Source organism: Klebsiella sp. RHBSTW-00215, from assembly GCF_014103785.1.
Lineage (GTDB): Bacteria > Pseudomonadota > Gammaproteobacteria > Enterobacterales > Enterobacteriaceae > Klebsiella.
In genome coordinates, this window is sequence record NZ_JABXQS010000001.1 from 3,284,927 (window position 1) to 3,306,600 (window position 21,674).

At 53.2% G+C, this 21,674-nt stretch carries 15 protein-coding genes; 10 read left to right on the forward strand and 5 right to left on the reverse strand.

The window, feature by feature from the left end; translation table 11 throughout:
* Nucleotides 1–16 precede the first annotated feature (16 nt).
* The 5 genes from HV127_RS15540 (at nucleotide 17) to HV127_RS15560 (ending at nucleotide 6,272) form a co-directional block, all read left to right on the forward strand.
* Complete coding sequence (locus HV127_RS15540) at nucleotides 17–892, forward strand: DUF2877 domain-containing protein (protein WP_182237121.1); 876 nt, start codon at nucleotides 17–19, stop codon at nucleotides 890–892.
* The gene (gene fdrA / locus HV127_RS15545) at nucleotides 870–2,417 is read left to right on the forward strand and encodes an acyl-CoA synthetase FdrA (RefSeq protein ID WP_182237123.1); all 1,548 of its coding nucleotides are present in this window, start codon (nucleotides 870–872) and stop codon (nucleotides 2,415–2,417) included. The genes HV127_RS15540 and fdrA overlap by 23 nt, the downstream gene beginning before the upstream one ends.
* On the forward strand, nucleotides 2,417–3,832 hold the full coding sequence (locus tag HV127_RS15550; protein WP_182237125.1) for a DUF1116 domain-containing protein: 1,416 nt from the start codon (nucleotides 2,417–2,419) through the stop codon (nucleotides 3,830–3,832). Before fdrA ends, HV127_RS15550 begins: the two co-directional genes overlap by 1 nt.
* A gap of 86 nt (nucleotides 3,833–3,918) precedes the next feature.
* Nucleotides 3,919–4,869, forward strand: coding sequence for a carbamate kinase family protein (locus HV127_RS15555; protein WP_182237128.1), 951 nt, complete (start codon nucleotides 3,919–3,921; stop codon nucleotides 4,867–4,869).
* Between the two features lie 17 nt (nucleotides 4,870–4,886).
* Nucleotides 4,887–6,272 (forward strand): amidohydrolase family protein, encoded by a 1,386-nt coding sequence (locus HV127_RS15560; protein WP_182237130.1) that lies wholly within the window; start codon nucleotides 4,887–4,889, stop codon nucleotides 6,270–6,272.
* 269 nt (nucleotides 6,273–6,541) lie between these two features.
* Here the strand turns inward: HV127_RS15560 and lysS are convergent, their stop codons facing one another.
* The 5 genes from lysS to cadC form a co-directional block, all read right to left on the reverse strand.
* Entirely contained in the window at nucleotides 6,542–8,059 is a 1,518-nt protein-coding gene (lysS, locus tag HV127_RS15565) for a lysine--tRNA ligase (RefSeq protein ID WP_182237132.1), read from the reverse strand.
* Nucleotides 8,060–8,380: 321 nt separating this feature from the next.
* Complete coding sequence (gene dtpD, locus HV127_RS15570) at nucleotides 8,381–9,856, reverse strand: dipeptide permease DtpD (protein ID WP_182237135.1); 1,476 nt, start codon at nucleotides 9,854–9,856, stop codon at nucleotides 8,381–8,383.
* A gap of 60 nt (nucleotides 9,857–9,916) precedes the next feature.
* Nucleotides 9,917–12,064 (reverse strand): lysine decarboxylase CadA, encoded by a 2,148-nt coding sequence (cadA, locus tag HV127_RS15575; protein WP_110273155.1) that lies wholly within the window; start codon nucleotides 12,062–12,064, stop codon nucleotides 9,917–9,919.
* An 81-nt stretch (nucleotides 12,065–12,145) separates the two neighbouring features.
* Nucleotides 12,146–13,483, reverse strand: coding sequence for a cadaverine/lysine antiporter (cadB, locus tag HV127_RS15580; RefSeq protein ID WP_110273154.1), 1,338 nt, complete (start codon nucleotides 13,481–13,483; stop codon nucleotides 12,146–12,148).
* A gap of 365 nt (nucleotides 13,484–13,848) precedes the next feature.
* The gene (gene cadC, locus HV127_RS15585) at nucleotides 13,849–15,381 is read right to left on the reverse strand and encodes a lysine decarboxylation/transport transcriptional activator CadC (protein WP_182237137.1); all 1,533 of its coding nucleotides are present in this window, start codon (nucleotides 15,379–15,381) and stop codon (nucleotides 13,849–13,851) included.
* A gap of 597 nt (nucleotides 15,382–15,978) precedes the next feature.
* Between cadC and speFL the strand changes: the two genes are divergently transcribed.
* The 5 genes from speFL to HV127_RS15610 all read left to right on the forward strand — a co-directional run bounded on the left by speFL (nucleotide 15,979) and on the right by HV127_RS15610 (nucleotide 21,669).
* Complete coding sequence (gene speFL, locus HV127_RS15590) at nucleotides 15,979–16,083, forward strand: leader peptide SpeFL (RefSeq protein ID WP_110273152.1); 105 nt, start codon at nucleotides 15,979–15,981, stop codon at nucleotides 16,081–16,083.
* Nucleotides 16,084–16,369: 286 nt separating this feature from the next.
* Nucleotides 16,370–18,538: an ornithine decarboxylase SpeF gene (gene speF / locus HV127_RS15595; protein ID WP_182237139.1), complete on the forward strand. Its 2,169-nt coding sequence runs from the start codon at nucleotides 16,370–16,372 to the stop codon at nucleotides 18,536–18,538.
* A 246-nt stretch (nucleotides 18,539–18,784) separates the two neighbouring features.
* Nucleotides 18,785–20,098: a putrescine-ornithine antiporter gene (gene potE / locus HV127_RS15600; RefSeq protein ID WP_182237141.1), complete on the forward strand. Its 1,314-nt coding sequence runs from the start codon at nucleotides 18,785–18,787 to the stop codon at nucleotides 20,096–20,098.
* Between the two features lie 199 nt (nucleotides 20,099–20,297).
* Nucleotides 20,298–20,630, forward strand: a complete 333-nt coding sequence (locus HV127_RS15605) for a hypothetical protein (protein WP_182237143.1) — start codon at nucleotides 20,298–20,300, stop codon at nucleotides 20,628–20,630.
* A 172-nt stretch (nucleotides 20,631–20,802) separates the two neighbouring features.
* Nucleotides 20,803–21,669 (forward strand): GNAT family N-acetyltransferase, encoded by an 867-nt coding sequence (locus HV127_RS15610; protein ID WP_182237145.1) that lies wholly within the window; start codon nucleotides 20,803–20,805, stop codon nucleotides 21,667–21,669.
* Nucleotides 21,670–21,674 lie beyond the last annotated feature (5 nt).

The window sequence follows — 21,674 nt, forward strand, 5'->3', positions numbered from 1 at the left end:
CTTCACACCACGATGTGTGCAAGCGCTAACTGCGGATGAGGGTTTTCTCTGTGCGCGCGGTAGCGGACGGATTGAACAGGTCTTTTCCCGGGCGGTCAATATCTGGCTCCCGACAGAGCAGCAGCTCCTGACGCTGCTTGGCGAAGGCTACGATAACGCCCCCAACAGCTGTAGGTTAGCGCTCACACACTTAAACACCCTGTTCCGGCCAGGTGAAACGGTCGAATTTAGTGATTCGGGCATCAGCGTTGGCAAGAATATCTGGATAAATACCGGTACCTGCCTTCGCTGGCAGACGCCGAAAATGACGCTGAATACCGCGCGATTTGGGGCTATCCCCTGGTCACGCTGGCAAGAGTTTATTCACCTGCAACTCCATGAGGATGAAACGTTATTTCTCTATCGCGGCGACAATCCTTTTTATCGGGAGCTCGCCAGTGAATTGCAAGAGCGACGGAAAAGATTACTTAACGCCATTACGCAAAAACAAAACATCACTCAGGCGGTTAGCCAGATGATTGGGTTAGGAATTGGCCTGACGCCGTCAGCGGATGATTACCTGGTAGGGCTAAGTATTATTTTATTTATTACCGGCCACCCGGCAGAAAAATACCGGGAAGCATTTTTAACTGCACTACAACGTGCCAAAAATAATACTACGCAGCTGAGTGCAATAACGTTAGAAGCTGCTTTACAGCAGCGTTATCGCGAAAGTATTGCCATCTTGATTAACCAGATAATTAATCAGGTGGACCATTTTTCTATTCAGACCATTGCCGAGATTAAAAATATTGGCTCAAGTTCCGGCTGCGACATGCTGTATGGCATAGCGGACGCCTGCGCGCTGAGCCAAACCTACGGAGGGAATTATGTCAGTCAAAATAGTTATTAAAAAGAACACGTATTTTGATTCCGTGTCGCTGATGTCGATATCGACACGCGCCAACCAACTCGACGGCGTCGAGCAGGCGTTTGTGGCGATGGCGACCGAGATGAACAAGGGCGTGCTGAAGAATCTCGGGCTGCTGACGACAGAGCTTGATGAGGCGAAAAACGGCGATCTGATGATTGTTATCAACGGCAAAGACGGTGCCGATAACGAGCAGACGCTGGCGGCTATTGAAGAATTATTCACTAAAAAGGCCGACAGCGGCTCGCACGAAGCGCGCTACGCCACCCTTGCCAGCGCCAAAAAGCATATACCCGAGAGCAACCTGGCGGTGATTTCGGTCAACGGTCTGTTCGCCGCCCGCGAAGCGCGTCAGGCGCTGAAAAATGACCTCAACGTGATGCTGTTCTCCGACAACGTGTCGATTGAAGATGAGCTGGCGCTTAAGCAGTTGGCGCATGAAAAAGGGTTACTGATGATGGGCCCGGACTGCGGCACCGCCATCATCAACGGCGCGGCGCTGTGCTTTGGCAACGCAGTGCGACGCGGCAATATCGGCATTATTGGCGCATCCGGCACCGGCAGCCAGGAACTGAGCGTGCGCATTCACGACTTCGGCGGCGGCATCTCACAGCTGATCGGCACCGGCGGACGCGACCTGAGTGAAAAAATTGGCGGGCTGATGATGCTCGACGCCATCGCCATGCTGGAAAACGATCCGCAAACTGAAATCATCGCGCTGGTCTCTAAACCGCCCGCCCCTGCGGTGGCACGTAAAGTACTGGAACGCGCACGAAGCTGCCGTAAACCGGTGGTCGCCTGCTTCCTCGGTCGCGCTGAGCCTCCGGCTGATGAACAAGGGCTACAGTTTGCGCGCGGGACCAAAGAAGCGGCGCTGAAAGCGGTTCTGCTGAGCGGCGTAAAAAAAGAATCTTTAGACCTGCACCCGCTGAACGAGAAGCTGATTGCCGAGGTTCGTACGCAGCTCACGCCACAGCAAAAATATATTCGCGGCCTGTTCTGCGGCGGCACCCTGTGCGATGAAACGATGTTTGCGGTGATGGAAAAACACGCTGACGTTTACAGCAATATTCAGCCCGACCCAACCTTCCGTCTGACTGACATTAACCGCAGCGTCAAGCATACCTTCCTCGATTTCGGTGATGACGATTTCACCAACGGCAAGCCGCATCCGATGATCGACCCGACCAACCGCATCAGCCGTCTGCTCCAGGAAGCGCGCGATCCTGAAGTCGGCGTCATCGTGATGGACTTCGTGCTCGGTTTTGGCTCGCACGAGGATCCGGTTGGCGTGATGCTAGATGCAATCAAAGAGGCGAAAGCGATCGCCGCCGCCGAAGGGCGAGAGCTTGCGATCCTCGGCTACGTGCTGGGGACCGATCTTGATACGCCATCGCTGGAAAAACAGCGCCAGATGTTAAGCGACGCGGGCGTCATTCTGGCGAGCAGCAGCACCAATACCGGATTGCTGGCGCGTGAATTTATCTGCAAAGGGGAGAACGCCTGATGAGCCAGTTATTTAACCAACCGTTGAACGTGATTAACGTCGGTATCGCCATGTTTAGCGACGATCTGAAAAAGCAGCATGTTAATGTCACCCAGCTCGACTGGACGCCGCCGGGCCAGGGCAATATGCAGATTGTTAACGCACTGGATAGCATCGCCGACTCGCCGCTGGCGGAGAAAATCGCCGCCGCCAACCAGCAGGCGCTGGAGCGTATTATTCAGTCCCACCCGGTGCTGATTGGCTTTGATCAGGCGATTAACGTCGTTCCTGGCATGACGCCGAAAACGATTCTCCACGCCGGTCCGCCGGTGAAGTGGGAAAATATGTGCGGCGCAATGAAAGGCGCAGTCACCGGGGCGCTGGTGTTTGAAGGGCTGGCGAAGGATATCGATGAAGCGGCGGTACTGGCGGCTTCCGGCGAAATCACCTTCTCGCCGTGCCACGAGCATGATTGCGTGGGGTCGATGGCGGGTGTGACCTCCGCTTCGATGTTTATGCATATCGTCGAGAACAAAACTTACGGCAACATCGCTTATACCAACATGAGCGAGCAGATGGCGAAGATCCTGCGCATGGGGGCCAACGACCAGAGCGTGATCGACCGTCTGAACTGGATGCGTGACGTACAGGGCCCGATGCTGCGCGACGCGATGAAAATCATCGGCGAGATCGACCTGCGCTTAATGCTGGCGCAGGCGCTGCATATGGGCGACGAGTGCCACAACCGCAACAACGCGGGCACCACGCTGCTGATTCAGGCGCTAACGCCAGGGATTATTCAGGCGGGTTACTCCGTTGAGCAGCAGCGCGAAGTGTTTGAATTCGTCGCCAGCAGCGACTACTTCTCCGGCCCGACGTGGATGGCAATGTGTAAAGCGGCGATGGACGCAGCGCACGGCATCGAATACAGCACCGTGGTTACCACCATGGCGCGCAACGGCGTCGAGTTCGGCCTGCGGGTCAGCGGCCTGCCGGGGCAATGGTTTACCGGCCCGGCGCAGCAGGTGATTGGCCCAATGTTTGCCGGATATAAGCCGGAAGACTCGGGTCTGGATATTGGCGATAGCGCGATTACCGAAACCTACGGCATCGGCGGTTTTGCGATGGCGACGGCCCCGGCTATCGTGGCGCTGGTGGGCGGTACGGTGGAAGAGGCTATCGATTTCTCCCGCCAGATGCGCGAAATCACGCTGGGCGAGAACCCGAACGTCACCATCCCGCTGCTCGGTTTTATGGGCGTACCGACGGCTATCGACATCACCCGCGTCGGCAGCAGCGGCATTCTGCCAGTGATTAACACCGCTATTGCGCATAAAGATGCGGGCATCGGCATGATTGGCGCCGGGATCGTGCACCCGCCGTTCGCCTGCTTCGAGAAGGCGATTTTAAGCTGGTGCGAACGCTACAACAGATAACGGACGGTCCCCTCTCCCTTTAAAAGGGAGAGGGAGCAAACCCAACAACAATAATCACATCACCTTCTGCACTGGATACCTACACCATGAAAGAACTTGTGGTCGTTGCCATTGGTGGCAACAGCATAATCAAAGACAACGCCAGCCAGTCGATTGAACATCAGGCGCAGGCGGTGAAAGCGGTCGCCAATACGGTGCTGGAGATGCTGGCATCGGATTACAACGTGGTGCTCACCCATGGCAACGGACCGCAGGTGGGGCTGGATTTACGCCGCGCCGAAATCGCCCATGAGCGCGAGGGTCTGCCGCTCACCCCGCTGGCCAACTGCGTCGCCGATACTCAGGGCGGGATCGGCTATCTTATTCAACAAGCGCTGAACAACCGTCTCGCCGAACGCGGCGAACAAAAAGCGGTGACGGTGGTGACGCAAGTGGAGGTGGATAAAAACGATCCTGGTTTTGCCCATCCGACCAAACCCATCGGCGCGTTCTTTAATGAAAACCAGCGTGATGAGCTTCTGCAGGCCCATCCAGACTGGCGATTTGTCGAAGACTCAGGACGCGGTTACCGTCGGGTCGTGGCTTCTCCTGAGCCGCAACGCATCGTCGAGGCCGCAGCTATCAAAACCCTGACTCAGCAAGGTTTTATCGTGATTGGCGCAGGCGGCGGCGGTATTCCGGTGGTGCGCAGTGAGCAGGGGGATTATCAGAGCGTCGATGCGGTGATCGACAAAGATCTCTCCACCGCCCTGCTGGCCCGCGAGATCCGCGCCGATATTCTGGTTATCACCACCGGCGTTGAAAAAGTCTGTATCCATTTTGGTCAACCCAATCAGCAGGCGCTGGGCACAACCCCCGTCAGCGAAATGACCCGCTATATGCAGGAAGGTCATTTCCCGGCGGGCAGTATGCTGCCAAAAATCGTCGCCAGCCTCGCGTTCCTGCAACACGGCGGCAAACGGGTCATCATTACCACGCCGGAACTCCTGGCCGCCGCGCTGCGCGGGGAAACCGGAACCCATATCGTGCATGACTAAAATAAAAAGGAAGAGAGATGAATAGAGATAATAGCCGCCGGGAGTTTCTCAGCCAGAGCGGTAAGATGGTCACCGCTGCCGCCCTGTTCGGTGGGGCTGTTCCGGCCGCCTATGCCGCAAACAGCCAGACTCCGGCGAGCACCTGCGAAAATAAAAGCATCAATCGCATCGCCAACAACCACTACTATCTCGACAACGTCCTGCTGGAAAGCGGCTTTGAGTATGAGAACGGGGTTGCAGTGCACACCCGCACCGAACGGCAAACGCTGGAGATTCGCGACGGCAAAATAGCGGCGCTGCTAAGCAATAAAAGCCATCCCGATGCCGCCCTTCCCCACTATGACGCAGGTGGCAAGCTGATGCTGCCGGCGATGCGCGATATGCATATTCACCTGGATAAAACCTTTTACGGTGGCCCGTGGCGATCGCTGAACCGCCCGGCGGGCACCACGATTCAGGATATGATCAAGCTGGAGCAGAAGCTGCTGCCCGAGCTACAGCCTTACACACAAGCCCATGCCGAAAAGTTGATCGACCTGATCCAGTCTAAAGGCTCCACCATCGCCCGCAGCCACTGTAATATTGAGCCGGTATCTGGGCTGAAAAATCTCGAAAATCTTCAGGCGGTGCTGGCGCGACGTCAGGCGGGTTTTGCATGTGAGATCGTCGCCTTTCCACAGCACGGGCTGCTGCTGTCAAAATCAGAACCGCTGGTGCGTGAAGCCATGCAGGCCGGTGCGCACTATGTTGGTGGGCTGGATCCGACCAGCGTCGACGGCGCGATGGAGAAATCGCTCGATACCATGTTCCAGATTGCGCTCGATTACGATAAAGGCGTCGATATTCACCTGCACGAGACCAGCCCGGCGGGCATAGAGGCGGTGAATTATATGGTGGAAACCGTCGAGAAAACGCCGGAACTAAAGGGCAAGCTAACCATCAGCCACGCCTTCGCGCTGGCGATGATGAATGAGCAGCAGGTAGATGAAATCGCCACGCGTATGGCGGCGCAGCAAATCACCATTGCCTCCACCGTGCCCATCGGCACGCTGCATATGCCGCTCAAACAGCTGCGTGATAAAGGCGTCTTTGTGATGACCGGTACCGATAGCGTTATCGATCACTGGTCGCCCTATGGCCTCGGCGACATGCTGGAAAAAGCTAACCTTTACGCCCAGCTCTATATTCGCCCCAATGAGCAGACGCTGTCGCGTTCGCTGGCCATCGCCACCGGCAACGTGCTGCCGCTCAACGATAAGGGCGAGCGCGTCTGGCCTAAGGCGCAAGATGAAGCCAGCTTCGTGCTGGTTGACGCTTCCTGTTCCGCCGAGGCGGTGGCGCGAATTTCGCCGCGTACCGCGACCTTCCATAAAGGCAATATGGTGTGGGGCAGCGTCGGATAAATGCCCCTGTAGACGCAAAAACCCGGCACCAGGCCGGGGTTGAGACTGATGACAAACCCTAAAAAGAGTACGGACGATCCCCTCGCCCCTCCGGGGAGAGGGTTAGGGTGAGGGGTAAATATGCTGATTAATCAGATTGTTATAACCCTCACCCGGCCCTCTCCCTGAAAGGGAGAGGGAGAAAAACGAACCCTCATTCACTTTTAAGCACGTTTGTCAGCAGTCCCAACCCCGGCACCAGGCCGGAGTTGGTTTTATTGCGCTAGCGCTTATTTTACCGGACGCATGGCCGGGAACAGGATCACATCGCGGATGGTGTGGCTGTTGGTAAACAGCATCACCATACGGTCGATACCAATCCCCAGACCCGCCGTCGGCGGCAGGCCATATTCCAGCGCGGTGACGTAGTCTTCGTCGTAGAACATCGCTTCGTCATCCCCCGCTGCTTTGGCGTTAACCTGATCGAGGAAACGCTGCGCCTGGTCTTCGGCATCGTTCAGCTCGCTAAAGCCGTTGCCGATTTCACGCCCGCCAATAAAGAACTCAAAGCGGTCGGTGATTTCCGGGTTCACATCGTTGCGGCGCGCCAGCGGCGAAACTTCTGCCGGATACTCGGTGATAAAGGTCGGCTGGATCAGGTGCGCTTCCGCCACTTCGTCGAAGATCTCGGTGACAATACGCCCCAGCCCCCAGCTTTTCTCCACGTGAACACCGATGGATTCCGCCAGCGCTTTCGCCGCGTCGAAGTTATCCAAATCCGCCATCTCGGTTTCAGGACGGTGTTTCTTAATCGCTTCGCGCATGGTCAGTTTTTCAAACGGCTTGCCGAAGTCGAACACCTGGTCGCCGTACGGCACTTCAGTTTTACCCAGTACGGTTTGCGCCAGAGTACGGAACAGCGATTCGGTCAGTTCGATCAGATCTTTGTAATCTGCATACGCCATATAGAGTTCCATCATGGTGAACTCTGGATTGTGGCGCACGGAAATACCTTCGTTACGGAAATTACGGTTGATCTCGAAAACCCGTTCGAAGCCGCCGACCACCAGCCGTTTCAGGTATAGCTCCGGCGCGATGCGCAGGTACATGTCCAGATCGAGGGCATTATGATGGGTGATAAACGGACGTGCCGAAGCACCGCCGGGGATCACCTGCATCATCGGGGTTTCCACTTCCATAAAGCCGCGCGCAACCATAAATTGACGCATAGTCGCGAGGATCTGCGAACGCACCTTAAAAGTGTGGCGCGACTCTTCATTGGAGATCAGATCGAGATAACGCTGACGATAGCGCGCTTCCTGATCCTGTAAGCCGTGGAATTTGTCCGGCAGCGGGCGCAGCGCTTTGGTCAGCAGGCGCAGCTCGGTGCAGTGGATAGAGAGTTCGCCGGTCTGGGTTTTGAACAGCTTACCGCGGGCGGCGATGATGTCGCCGAGGTCCCATTTCTTAAACTGCTCGTTATAGACGCCTTCCGGCAGGTCGTCGCGGGCGACGTATAGCTGAATACGCCCGCCGACATCCTGTAAGGTGACGAAAGAGGCTTTACCCATGATACGGCGGGTCATCATGCGGCCAGCAACGGCAACTTCGACGTTCAGAGAGGTGAGTTCGTCGTTGTCCTTACCATCGAATTCAGCATGGAGCTGGTCAGAGGTATGGTCGCGGCGAAAATCGTTCGGGAACGCCACGCCCTGCTCGCGCAGCGCGGCCAGTTTTTCACGACGGGTTTTCAGTTCATTATTAAGGTCAATTGCCTCATCGGCACCTTGTGCTTGTTGTTCAGACATGTTGGTTCCTCATAACCCTGCTTGCAAACTTGCTTCGATAAATTGAACCAGGTCACTATCCAGCGCGGCCTGTCTCGGGTGGTAGCACCGGAGAACAATCTTAACGAACCTGGTTTCACTTCCGGCTGAATTCACTCAGCCATCGTTTCACTAACGATTTTTTGTCTTCGGCTTCCGCGCTCGCCAGAATATCCTCCTCCTGATTATTGAACGGTGCAAGGAGCGGTTTTCGCTCCGCTATTGGGTATGCCCCCGGAGGCGGTGCTGCGCACCTGTCCGGGCTACAAAACCCTCGGGCCATTCTTGTAGCCCGGACAGGCGCTACGCGCCGCCTCCGGGAACTTCACCGGCAGCCGCGCGACGCCTGCCCACGCTAAAGGTGGCGACGAAGGCGATAATGACAATCACCGCCACGCAGCCCAGCGTCCACTCGCCCATTTGCGCAAAGAAATGCTGATACGCGACAATCGCCGTATCGCTGATTTGCGACTCTGTGGTCTGCTGCGCCACCACGCCCGCCAGCCAGTTGGCCACCGCGCCGGTCGCCAGCATATAAATCCCGGTCAGCACGCCGGTCACGCCGGGCATATTGAGACGGGTGATTTGCGCCATCGCCACCGGATCGATAAACAGCTCGGCAAAGCCCATCAGCGCCAGGCCAGCCACCATCATGCCCATCGATGCCTGCCCTTGCGCCGCACCATGGCGTGCGTTAAGCGCCAGCAGCATAAAACCGCAGCCCATCAGCACCAGACCGAAGGCGAACTTCAGCCATACGCGCAGTGCAGAACGGGTGCTGCCTTCGGGACGCATCAGCCACGCCAGCACGACGCCCGCCGCCATCACCGCGACGGCGTTGACCGACTGGAACAGCGCGGTAGGCACTTCGATATTCAGCAAGCGACGATTAACAAAGTGGTCGATAAACAGGCTTATCGAGCTACCGCCCTGCTGCGCCAACACCCAGAACAGCGTACCGGTCAACATCAACAGAACGATTTGCCACAGCGCGCGGCGGTGTTCGGGGGATTTGATCATAATGCGCGCCACCATCTGGGCGGCGAAAACGCAGACAATCGCCAGCAGATAGCCGGACCAGTTATTCTCCAGCAGTAGCGTGAAAAACACCGGCGCGACGCAGAGCATCACCACCAGCCAGCCCCAGGTCGGCAGCACAAACTTCACCGTCCGCAGCGCCTGTTTATCAACGCCGCGCGTATTGCGGAAGTAGCGGCTACCGCTTAAGAAAATCATCAGACCGGCAAACATACCGATCCCCGCCAGCGCAAAGCCGACATGCCAGCCGTACCACTGCGCCGCCAGCCCGCAGGCGATAGGCGCGGCGATAGAACCAACGTTACCGGCGGCGTACAGCAGCGAGAAACCTCCGTCGCGGCGATGGTCATCAACAGCGTAAAGTTCGCCCAGCAGGCAGCTAATATTGGATTTGAACAGACCATAGCCGCAGATAATGATCGCCAGCGCGAGATACAGGCTCCAGATAGAATCGGACTCGATGCCCAGCACCACATGGCCGAGGGTCATCAGCAGCGCGCCGGCAATCACCGCCGTGCGATTGCCGAGCAGGCGGTCGGCAAGCCAGCCGCCGAGAATGGGGGTAACGTAAACCAGGGAGGCGTAAGCGCTGAACAGGCTGATGGCGTGGCTGTCATCAAAACCAAGCTGATGGGTGAGATAGAGGATGAGTAAGGCACGCATGCCGTAAAAGCTGAAATATTCCCAGATTTGGATCGCTACGATGTAGTAAATCGCGCGCGGCTGTGAGGGTGTTTTCATGGGTTCTCCTTGCAGCGTGAAAAAAGGGAAGTGGCAAGCCACTTCCCTGTTGTGCATCGATTATTTATTGTTTTCGTCTTTCAGCACTTTAACGGTGTAACGACCATCAGCCTGGCGATAGGCACCGTGGATATCGGTTTCGAAGCCCGGATAGTGAGCGCCGATTTCGCACAGCATCTGCAGAAACTCCAGCACCGGACGGCTCTCTTCGGTGATCATCTCACCCGGCATCACCAGCGGAACTCCCGGAGGATACGGCAGGATCATATTGGCGTTAACGCGACCGACCATCTCTTCGAGATAAACCTCTTCAGTCTGACCGTGCAGCTCTTTTTGGAACGCAGCGTATGGCGTGATCATCATCGCTGGCAGCACTTCGAATGCGCGGAACATCAGGTCCGGCAGGTTGTGATGCTCAACCAGTTTATGAATGTTCTGCGCCAGTTCCTGGACACGCATGTTTTCATAGAACTCAGGATCTTCACGGTACAGCGACGGCAGCATGTTTTTCACCCGCAGGTTCAGGTCGAACGCGCGTTTGAAGTCGGTCAGCGCGCGCAGCAGGCTGAGCGCTTTGGTTTTGTCGATACCGATGCTGAACAGGAACAGCAGGTTGTACGGACCGGTTTTTTCGACCACGATACCGTGTTCGTCGAGGTATTTCGCCACGATGCTGGCCGGAATACCGAACTCATCCATGGTGCCGTCTTTCTTCATCCCCGGGGTCAGCAGCGTGACTTTGATCGGGTCGAGGTACATGTGTTCGTTGTCGATGTTTTTGAAACCGTGCCATGCGCTGTCGGAGCGCAGCGGCCAGCATTCAGCGCCATCGATATGTTCCGGCTGCCAGACGTCGAAGAACCACCCTTCAGACTCGCCTTTCAGACGTTTAATCTCTTTACGGAACTTGATAGAACGCTCGATAGAACCGTCGATCAGGCGCTTACCGGCGTTGCCTTTCATCATTGCCGCTGCAGTTTCGGTAGAAGCCACCACGCCGTAGTGCGGAGAGGTGGTGGTATGCATCATGTAGGCTTCGTTAAAGGTTTCTTCGTTAACGTCGCCTTTAATGTGGATCATCGAAGCCTGGGAGAACGCCGCCAGCAGTTTGTGCGTGGACTGGGTTTCGTAAATCACTTTCCCTTCAACGCGACCGCCGCTCATCCCGCATTTACCGGCGTAAATCGGTGAGAAGTTGGTGTAAGGCACCCATGCTGAGTCAAAGTGGATGGATTTCACATCCAGGGTTTTCTTGATGAAGTCGGTGTTGTACAGCAGACCATCATAGGTGGAGTTGGTGATTACCGCGTGCACCGGCCAGGTGGCGTTCGGGGTCTCTTTCACGCGTTTGGCGATAGTCGCATGCTGGAATTCGCTCTGCGGGATACCGCCGAGGATGCCGTAAGCGTTACGCGTCGGACGGAAGTAGATTGGCGTAATGTCGCTCATCATCATCAGATGGGTCAGCGATTTGTGGCAGTTACGGTCAATCAGTACGGTGCTACCGGCCGGCGCGGAGTACATCCCGACGATTTTGTTCGCGGTTGAGGTCCCGTTGGTCACCATATAGCTACGTTCAGCATTGAAGACGCGAGCGATGTACTCTTCCGCTTCTTTGTGCGGGCCGCTGTGATCAAGCAGAGAACCCAGTTCAGAAACCGAAATCGAGACATCGGATTTCATGGTGTTGGAGCCAAAGAAATCATAGAAGATGCTGCCGACCGGGCTTTTCTGGAACGCGGTACCGCCCATGTGGCCTGGGGTACAGAAGGTGTATTTGCCTTCACGCACATATTTGAACAGCGCTTTAGTCAGCGGCGGCAGAATGGTGTCGATATATTCGTCAGTGTTCTGTTTGATTTTGTCGGCGATATCATTCGCCGCGCCCAGCGCATACTCGAAGAAGCGAACCTGCATACGCAGATCGTTGAGGCTTACGTCCAGAGTGGAGTAAGTGTTAGCGAAGGCGTACAACGGCATGTATTCGTTCAGTTTGCTGATTTCTTCGCACAGTTCGAGATTGTATTTATCCCAGTCGAAGATAACGCCGCACAGACGCGCATTGTTTTCGATAAGTTTTAATAAGTCGTCACGGTCGTTCGGGTAGACAATACGGAAGTCCAGACGTTCGAGGGCGCGATGCAGTTCACGGATGGGCTCTTCTTTGAAGTAAACACCCATGTGATTCATGATTGCGATAACGTTCATAGTCAAATCTCCAGATAAAGAAAGCCCCTCCCGCCACGTCGTGACAGGTGATGGAAGGAGCCTCAGGAATAGGGTTACTGATTAATGCGCGTTGGCGGTGTTGTTATCAGCGGAATCGTTGTTGCTCTGGCGCTGGTGCATTTTGCGACCGTAGAACATCAGGATAATCAGGCTGACGATAAAGGTACCGGCCAGTTCGAAGGAGCTTGCACCCATCAGGGCGATGAAGCAGAACCCGCAGCCAAGGACTGAACAAATCAGGCTGACGAGGTTACGAATGTTGATGCCTTCGAAGCGAATCAGGTCAACGCAGGAGTAGAAGTAAGGCAGCATGGTCAGCAGAACCGCGATACCGGTCAGCTCACCGAACAGGTCGGACGCTTTACCACCGCTGGAGTTCATCAGGGTGATGAGCACCATCAGAACGGTCATTTTCACTGCGGCCAGCAGCAGGCCTTTTTTCGGGTTACCGTTTTTATCCAGTTCACCGTAGATTTTCGGGAAGTTGCCATCGTTAGCCGCACGTACACCGGCCTGGCCGACCAGCATCATCCAGGAACCGAGAGAAGTCAGACACGCAAAGGCGGTGAAAGCGGAAACCAGCGGAGCAGCCCAGCCACCGAGGATAGTCGAAGCACTCACGGCAAACGGCGCACCGGAAGCGGCCATTTCAGAGGCAGGGTACATACCGGCGATAACCTGAGTGGCGGCGATATAAACGATACCTGCCAGCGCGGTTCCCAGCATGGTGGCCAGCGGAACGGTACGTTTCGGGTTTTTCACCATCCCGGTGCTCACGGCAGCGGATTCAACACCCACGAAGGCCCACAGGCAGAGCAGGATACTTTTGATAACCGCGTGGCTATCTGTCGTAGTAGAGGTATTCCAGTTCGCCTGATAGGTGGCAACGTCAAACCAGTGCCAACCAATAACCGCCGTCATAACTACCGGAATAAGTACCAGTACCAAACCAATTGTCGTCAGGCGGCTCACCCAGGTCCCACCGAGCATATTCACAAAAGTAAATATCCACACGATGGCAATACAGGCGATACCGGCGGGGATTGGATTATTCAGTACCGGGAAGAATGTAGAGAGATAAGATACGGCGGTAATACCGATTGCCAGATTACCAATCCAGTTTGCGTGATAATAAAGGACGCCGGTTTGAAAACCGAATGCCGGAGATATTTCACCCGCATAGGCAATTGGACCACCCTGCTGCGGGTTTTTGGTCGCCAGTCGGGCATAGACATAAGCCAGAGACATTGCGCCAATAATAGATATCACCCAACCCCAGATGGCGATAGAACCGATACTCGCCAGGTTCGCAGGTAATAGTGCAATACCGCTCCCCATCATATTACCGGCGACGACGCCGGTACAGGCAAATAGCCCGATCTTCTTGGCAGAACTCATGTTTGCTTTTCTCCTAAGTTTATTTGGGAGGTACAGATCATGATGATGAACCTTTTATTGACCCGACCAACTGCCAACAAGATTACGGATTAGTACGAGATAAGTCCTAAAGATAAAGTGAAATAACGACAAACATCAGACAAATGACATTTTGACCTTTTTCGCGCAACATATCAGGATGACAAGTTGATATCAAAAAAAGATAAACATTGAATATTTACAGTAAGTTAGGAAGATTCCCGCATGTTGAAATTGTGTTGCAAACAGGCTGAAAATTGCTATAGATACATAACAACAGAGATGCTCATGAGAAACATAAGATTAACCTCATCATGCTCAAAACCACGAGCATGGTGAGGGTTTACTTATTCTGAAGAGAGGAAGTTATCGAGATAGGGAACAACGCGGGTCACTGAGGTCTGAAATACCGCATTTTCAATCCAGTAAAACGTATTCTCACCTGGACGCAAATTGAACGCAGTGAGATAAGCATCAGCCGCTTCCCGGTTTTGCCCTTTCATTTCGTAGACCTTACCGAGCAGCACATAGTTCATCCACGACATTTCCAGGTCAATGCCGGTATTAATGGCATTGTAGGCTTCATCCACCTTGCCTTTACCCAGCATATCGACGGTTTTAATTTGATAGAATACTGCCATATCTTTAATCCCAGGCATATTACCCACTCGGGTTATTTCGCTATAAAGATCGGCCAGTTGTTTTTCATCCAGCGGCTGCTGCGAATGGCGTAATACATCTACCAGCGCTTTTTCCGCATAAGCATAAGTAAAGTCCGGTGACTGTTTATTAACGTCCTCCAGCAGAATGCTGGCCTTACCGAGGGAATCGACATCGCCGTACATTAATAGCTGATGGGCCTGATAGAAATGCGTGAGCGCCATACTTTGCGAGGGTTGATATTGCTTGAGCATCTCCTGCATTCGCTCTGGCCACGGCTGTTTCAGCGCCTCCGACAGGCTGCTCAGCAGGTCGTTTTGAATCGACAGCTGGTTGTCGTTGGTGACGAAGTAGCGCTTATCCATCATCGTTGAGCCGTCGGCGTTATCCACCACTTTGACCGACATAAAGCACTGCTGAGCGCGATAGTGGCGCTGGTTGACAAACTCAATGGTCAGCGTTTTTCCGGAACTGCTCGGCTCATTAATGTTGTAGTTGGTTTTATCGTGCACCATAAAGGTGGAAAAGGTGTTCAGCGAGGTGGTGATCAAGCTCCCTAAGCCAATGGCGTAGGAGTGTTGTGATGCCCAGTTGTTGCAGGTATTGCCATTGATCAGATGAATATCAACATCGCGCGGGTTAAGCAGCAACCGCGTTTTAGTCACCGGGGGACGGGACTCAAGGGTCGATAGCGCCACCAACGCCACGCAGCTGCCGAGGGCCAGCAGGAACAGCCCCCAGACGATAAAGGTGCTAATCCGCTTACGTTTTTCAGGTTTTGCGGGCGGCGCAATCTCTGGCGTAACCGCATCCGGTTGTGGAGAGTGCGTCGGCGTTTCCGATATCGCCATCGCGGTTTCAGCAGGGAGCTCCGGCGTCAGCCCCTCCCCCTCTTCCGCACACCAGATAACCGGCACCGTCAGCTTATAACCACGTTTGGGTACGGTAGCAATGTATTCAAGGCTGCTATCGTCGCCATCTTTTAGCGATTTACGTAACTCGGAAATGCTTTGCGTCACGACGTGACTGGTCACAACGTTACGGGTCCAGACGTTGTCGATAAGCTCATCCCTGCTGAGCACTTCACCAGGGTGACGGGCAAAGAAAACCAGAAGATCGATTAAGCGCGGTTCGAGAGTAAGCTGACGCCCTTTGCGGCTAATTTGGTTAACAGAAGGAGTAACCAGCCATTCTCCAACGCGAACAACAGGTTGTTGCATAAAAAAAAGCCCCAGGACGAAAAGGGAAAGGCGCGATGATAACACATTTGTCTTATCTATTTATGCCGGAACGTTTAAGCCGAGCCGCAGTGGCAATAAACCTAAAGCAAACTGTCGACATAGAGTAAATGTAGCAGACCTGGTTTTCTGTTTGCCTTTCGCGCAGATATCGTCTGCACATAACCAATAACAAAATGCCAACCAGCCATTATCGAAAAAATAGTTGAAGTAGATCACATAAACAAAACCGAAGCCGTTTTTTTTTGCGTATTTTTATGCACGGCGCTGCATAAACATGTGTGATTTTTCTTTTCTTCTGCCCAGACCACCGTTAAAAGTGTTTCATCCGATGACGGGGTTTTATCCCTAATGCTTAGGCGGGATAATAACATCGCTCCTGTACCGCACACTTAATAAGGTTTTTGTATGTGCAAATATTTATATTTATTTCAGAACGACTTCACTTTGATTCATGCAATAAACCCTGCATAATATCTATTTTGATTATTCGTGCGCCGTTTTTTTATTGATTAAAATCAATAAACCCTGGAACTATTAGAATCAGAATGCACGCAAATCTTCTTTGAGCCGATAAATATGGAAAACAATAGCCGAGCATGGCCACATATTAGACGCATCACGCATATCATGATGGTATGCCAACGTAGCTGCTTTGATTTTCATATCTTCAATTCTAAATAACCCTTCTTTTATGGTGTGAACTGGACATCTGCTCCGTCGCACGCTGCTTTCTTTATTCTTACTATACAAATAGTTATCAGAATAGAAAATGCACCTCGCTGCACCCTTTGCGTGATGTTTTTTCAGCGTAGCCAGGATCTTTCAATATCCTGAGCCATTCTGCTGTGCTTATTTTTGTATCGAAAAAAATAAAGTAGCCCAATAAAAAATGATTCCGTTATTCCCTTTTCCGGCGACCAATAAGCCGGAGGCACCTTTTTATCTAAAATACTGATTGAGATTGTTTATGAACCCGTTTAATAACAAAATCGCCGTTAGCCCCGCTATGACATCCTGCTTTGCCAGCCGCAGAGAAAACTGCGATGTTCGCAGTACGGATTTTACCGACGTCTCCGCCGTGGTTCTCTCGGTTGCCGATGCCACCAACGGCATTCTGAAAACCATCGAAGGCACGGGTTTTGGCCTGCCGGTGTTCGTCGCCGTGTGCTGTGAAGATACGTTACCGGCAGATATCCTGCCCCGCGTGACCGGCGTTTTTGAACTTTGTGACGACAATGCGGAATATTACGGTAAACAGCTGGATGCCGCCGCCGATCGTTATGAAAGCGAAATGCTGCCGCCGTTTTTTAGCCGCATGGTCGATTATGTCGGTAAAGGCTACGCCGCATTTGACTGCCCGGGGCACCAGGGCGGGCAGTTCTATCGCCGCCACCCTGCCGGTCGCCAGTTTTTCGACTGGTTTGGCGAAACGCTTTTCCGCTCCGATTTATGTAACGCCGACGTCGCTCTGGGCGATCTGCTGATTCACGAAGGCGCAGCCTGCGCAGCTCAGCAGCACGCGGCAAAAGTCTTTAACGCCGACAAAACCTACTTCGTCCTTAACGGGACTTCTTCCTCAAACAAAGTGGTCCTGAATGCGCTGCTGGCGCAGGGCGATCTGGTACTGTTTGACCGTAATAACCACAAGTCAAACCACCACGGTGCGCTGCTGCAGGCAGGCGCGACGCCGGTTTATCTGGAAACGGCCCGTAACCCGTTTGGCTTTATCGGCGGTATCGATTCCCACTGTTTCGAAGAAAAATATCTGCGTAAATTAGTCGAAGAAGTGGCTCCTGAGCGTAAAAATAATCAGCGTCCGTTCCGCCTGGCGATTATTCAGTTGGGCACTTATGACGGCACGATTTACAACGCTCGTCAGGTGGTCGATAAAATCGGTCATCTGTGCGACTACATCCTGTTTGACTCAGCGTGGGTGGGTTACGAACAGTTTATTCCGATGATGAAAGAGTGCTCCCCACTGCTGCTGGAGCTGAACGAAAACGATCCGGGCATTCTGGTCACTCAGTCGGTGCACAAACAGCAGGCCGGTTTCTCTCAGACGTCGCAGATTCACAAAAAAGACAGTCATATCAAAGGCCAGCCTCGTTACGTTAGCCATAAACGTATGAATAACGCCTTTATGATGCACGCCTCCACCAGCCCGTTCTATCCGCTGTTCGCCGCGCTGGACGTCAACGCCAAAATGCACTCCGGCGAGAGCGGTAAGCGCCTGTGGCTGGACTGCGTGAAGTTTGGTATCGAAGCCCGCAAGCTGATTCTGGAACTGTGCCAGCACATCCGTCCGTTTGTGCCGCCGATGGTTGAGGGTAAAAAATGGCAGGATTATGATACTGAAGTCATGGCCAATGACGTCCGCTTCTTTAACTTTATCCCGGGCCAGCGCTGGCATGCCTTTGACGGTTACGCCGAAGATCAATATTTCGTCGATCCTTGCAAGCTGATGCTGACGACGCCGGGTATCAATGCAGAAACCGGGGAATATGAACCCTTCGGCGTTCCGGCAACCATTCTGGCGAACTTCCTGCGTGAAAACGGCATTGTTCCAGAAAAATGCGACCTGAACTCGATTCTGTTCCTGCTTACTCCAGCAGAAGACATGGCTAAAATGCGTCATCTGGTGGCGCAGATTGCCCGCTTTGAGCGTTTGCTGGAAGAAGATGCACCGCTATCTGAGGTTTTACCCGCGCTGTATGCGAACTATGAAGAGCGTTATCGCGGCTATACTTTACGCCAGTTATGCCAGGAAATGCATGACCTCTACGTCAGCTACGATGTGAAACAGCTGCAAAAAGAGATGTTCCGTAAAGATTATTTCCCACGCGTGGCGATGAACCCGCAGCAGGCCAATATGGAATTTGTTCGCGGCAACGTTGAGCTGGTCGCGCTAAAAGATATTGAAGGCCAAATTGCGGCTGAAGGCGCACTTCCTTACCCGCCGGGCGTATTGTGCGTAGTGCCTGGTGAAATTTGGGGCGGCGCGGTTCAACGTTATTTCCTCGCGCTGGAAGAGGGTATTAATCTGCTGCCTGGCTTCGCCCCTGAATTACAGGGTGTTTATATTCAGGAAGATGCCGACGGCCGCAAACGCGCTTATGGGCATGTTATCAAGCGTTAATATCCAATAAACATCAATAATTAATCTATTGCCGTCGTGATATTTAACTCCGTCGGCAATAGCTGCCCGTACAACATATTTAGAATATATACCCTAAATAATTCGAGTTGCTTAAAGGCGGCAAGGGAGTGAGTCCCCAGGAGCATAGATAACTATGTGACTGGGGGGGAATGAGCGTAGCCAACACATAAGCAACTTGAAGTATGACGGGTATATCACTGTACCGATATATGAGGTTATAGGATTATGAGTACGTCAAAAAATAAAATGGGCGTGGTTCAGCTCACTATTCTGACCGCCGTTAATATGATGGGGTCAGGGATTATTATGCTGCCAACGAAACTGGCGGAAGTCGGCACGATTTCTATCGTGTCATGGTTGGTGACGGCCGTCGGTTCAATGGCGCTGGCTTATGCCTTCGCCAAATGCGGTATGTTCAGCCGTAAAGCGGGAGGCATGGGCGGATACGCGGAATACTCCTTCGGTAAATCCGGTAACTTTATGGCCAACTACACCTACGGCGTCTCGCTGCTGATCGCCAACGTCGCGATTGCGATTTCCGCCGTCGGCTACGGTACCGAGCTGATGGGAGTGAGCCTCTCCCCCTTTGCGATTTGCCTGGCGACGATCGCCGTGCTGTGGATTTGCACCGTGGCTAACTTTGGCGGCGCGAAGATCACCGGTCAGATCAGCGGCGTCACCGTATGGGGCGTGATTATCCCGGTTGTCGGCCTGTCCGTTATCGGCTGGTACTGGTTTAGTCCGGAAATGTATGTTGCTTCCTGGAACCCGCATCATATCCCGACCTTCGGCGCGGTTGGTTCTTCTATCGCCATGACGTTGTGGGCGTTCCTTGGCCTGGAATCCGCCTGTGCGAATACCGATGTCGTGGAAAACCCTGAGCGTAACGTTCCTATCGCGGTTCTCGGCGGCACCCTCGGCGCAGCCGTTATCTATATTGTTTCCACCAACGTGATTGCCGGTATCGTGCCGAATCTGGACCTGGCGAACTCCAGCGCGCCGTTTGGCCTGGCGTTTGCTCATATGTTCAATCCGACCGTAGGTAAAGTCATCATGGCATTGATGGTGATGTCCTGCTGCGGCTCTCTGCTGGGCTGGCAGTTCACCATTGCCCAGGTATTTAAGTCCTCTTCTGATGCGGGTTATTTCCCGAAAGTGTTCTCCAAAGTGACCCGAACCGAAGCGCCGGTGAAAGGCATGCTGGTTATCGTGGTGATTCAGACCGTGCTGTCGCTGATGACCATTAGCCCGTCGTTAAATAAGCAGTTTAACGTGCTGGTAGACCTGGCGGTGGTGACCAATATTATCCCGTATATTCTTTCCATGGCCGCGCTGGTGATTATTCAGAAAGTCGCGAAAGTCGAGCCAGGCAAAGCGCGCATTGCGAATATTATTGCCTTTATCGGCGCACTTTACAGTTTTTACGCCCTGTACTCTTCCGGTGATGAAGCGATGATGTACGGCGCGATAGTCACCTTTATTGGCTGGACCCTGTACGGCTTTATTTCGCCGAAATTTGAAATGAACAACGCGGCTTAATTCACTCTCGCCGGGGGATGCCCCGGCCCACGCATTTTTAATAGCCTATCCCAGTAGGCGTTATTGTCGCAGGCAGTTTGAACACGGACAGCGCGGAAAAACCGGAGCGTACACGGAGTACGTGAGGATTTTGAGCACTGCCCAGGTTCAAAATGGCAAGTAAAATAGCCCTAATGGGACAGGCTCTAAGGATTAAGATATGGCTCTATGGCAGGCAACGTTTATTTTTGAAAAACGCGAATACGATGATGAGTTCTATACGCTGGATAGGCAAATTGAGCAGGCGACGCTGCAATCAACAGGCTATCTGGGAATGGAGAGTTTTCGCAGCGCCGATGGAAAACGCCTGATCAATAACTATTACTGGTCAGAGAGAGAAGGAATGGACGCGAGCATTAACGACGCTCACCATTTGCAGGCCAAACAGAAAAGCGCCCAGTGGATCGCCGGGTATCAGGTGATTATCGCGCAAATTGAATCAACCCATAACCACCAGCTTGAGCACCCACTGCAATCCTTTTCCCATCGTTAACTGGCGGTTGGCGATTCATCGGCAAATTTGTGACCGGGGCAAGGGTTAGGCATGACAACCATCGCCCATTCCCCGGAATATGCTACTTTTAGGACGCCTGACAGAGATCGGGCCGCCGAACAGAGGGCCGGAACATTAGCGCCTCACCCGTAGCGTAAAAGGAATGCCGACGATGACCTACAAATTAGTTACGCAGATTGTGCACAATGACGTCTTAAGAAATAGCTTTATTGACCTGGCGATAAAAACTTTCGATCTCTCCTTTAAAGAGTGGTATCGCAAGGGATACTGGAGCGACGCCTATATTCCTTATGCTTTGGTGAGCAACAATAAAGTGATTGCCAACGCCTCCGCCAACATTATTGACCTGGTCTGGCAAGGTGAACCCCGGCGCTATATTCAAATCGGTACCGTGATGACCGATGTCGATCACCGCAATAAGGGGCTGGCCGGTCAGTTGGTTAATCAGATTCTGCGCGACTGGCAGGATAAAGCTGAGGCATTTTTCCTGTTCGCCAACCCGACAACCGTGGATTTTTATCCAAAATTTGGCTTCGAGCGCACCGACGAACACCAATATATTATGCCGGTGATGCCCGCTGCAGGCGATTTTCGCAAGCTGGATATGGACCAACCGGAAGACGTGGCGCTATTGCAGCAGTACTATCAAAAATCGAATCCGTTTTCACAACTGCGGATAGAGGATAACTTCGGTTTATTGATGTTCTACTGCTCCGCCTTTATGAAGCACTTTGTCTATTACTCAGAGAAAAATCAGGCCATCGCCATTGCGATGCAAAACGGCCCGGCGCTGATCTGCTTTGATATTTTCTGCGACGACGGACGCTCTCTTTCGACCATTATTAATCAGCTTGCCGACAAAAATACCTACCAGGCGATTCTCGGCTTTACGCCGAAAGAGAACCGGGTTGGCGAATACGAAACAATTGAGGGAGAAGATATTTTGTTTATCTACGGACAAAAAGAAAATATCTTCAAAGAGAATAAACTGATGTTCCCACTGTTATCCCACGCCTGAATCTG

What these genes read in the sequence shown, in the direction of transcription:
- cadA (WP_110273155.1), bottom strand. Translation starts at nt 12,064, where the DNA reads ATGAACGTTATCGCAATCATGAATCACATGGGTGTTTACTTCAAAGAA.
- lysS (WP_182237132.1), bottom strand. Translation starts at nt 8,059, where the DNA reads ATGTCTGAACAACAAGCACAAGGTGCCGATGAGGCAATTGACCTTAAT.
- fdrA (WP_182237123.1), top strand. Translation starts at nt 870, where the DNA reads ATGTCAGTCAAAATAGTTATTAAAAAGAACACGTATTTTGATTCCGTG.
- cadB (WP_110273154.1), bottom strand. Translation starts at nt 13,483, where the DNA reads ATGAGTTCTGCCAAGAAGATCGGGCTATTTGCCTGTACCGGCGTCGTC.
- HV127_RS15550 (WP_182237125.1), top strand. Translation starts at nt 2,417, where the DNA reads ATGAGCCAGTTATTTAACCAACCGTTGAACGTGATTAACGTCGGTATC.
- dtpD (WP_182237135.1), bottom strand. Translation starts at nt 9,856, where the DNA reads ATGAAAACACCCTCACAGCCGCGCGCGATTTACTACATCGTAGCGATC.
- speF (WP_182237139.1), top strand. Translation starts at nt 16,370, where the DNA reads ATGAACCCGTTTAATAACAAAATCGCCGTTAGCCCCGCTATGACATCC.
- potE (WP_182237141.1), top strand. Translation starts at nt 18,785, where the DNA reads ATGAGTACGTCAAAAAATAAAATGGGCGTGGTTCAGCTCACTATTCTG.
- HV127_RS15610 (WP_182237145.1), top strand. Translation starts at nt 20,803, where the DNA reads ATGACCTACAAATTAGTTACGCAGATTGTGCACAATGACGTCTTAAGA.
- HV127_RS15560 (WP_182237130.1), top strand. Translation starts at nt 4,887, where the DNA reads ATGAATAGAGATAATAGCCGCCGGGAGTTTCTCAGCCAGAGCGGTAAG.
- HV127_RS15555 (WP_182237128.1), top strand. Translation starts at nt 3,919, where the DNA reads ATGAAAGAACTTGTGGTCGTTGCCATTGGTGGCAACAGCATAATCAAA.
- cadC (WP_182237137.1), bottom strand. Translation starts at nt 15,381, where the DNA reads ATGCAACAACCTGTTGTTCGCGTTGGAGAATGGCTGGTTACTCCTTCT.
- HV127_RS15605 (WP_182237143.1), top strand. Translation starts at nt 20,298, where the DNA reads ATGGCTCTATGGCAGGCAACGTTTATTTTTGAAAAACGCGAATACGAT.
- speFL (WP_110273152.1), top strand. Translation starts at nt 15,979, where the DNA reads ATGGAAAACAATAGCCGAGCATGGCCACATATTAGACGCATCACGCAT.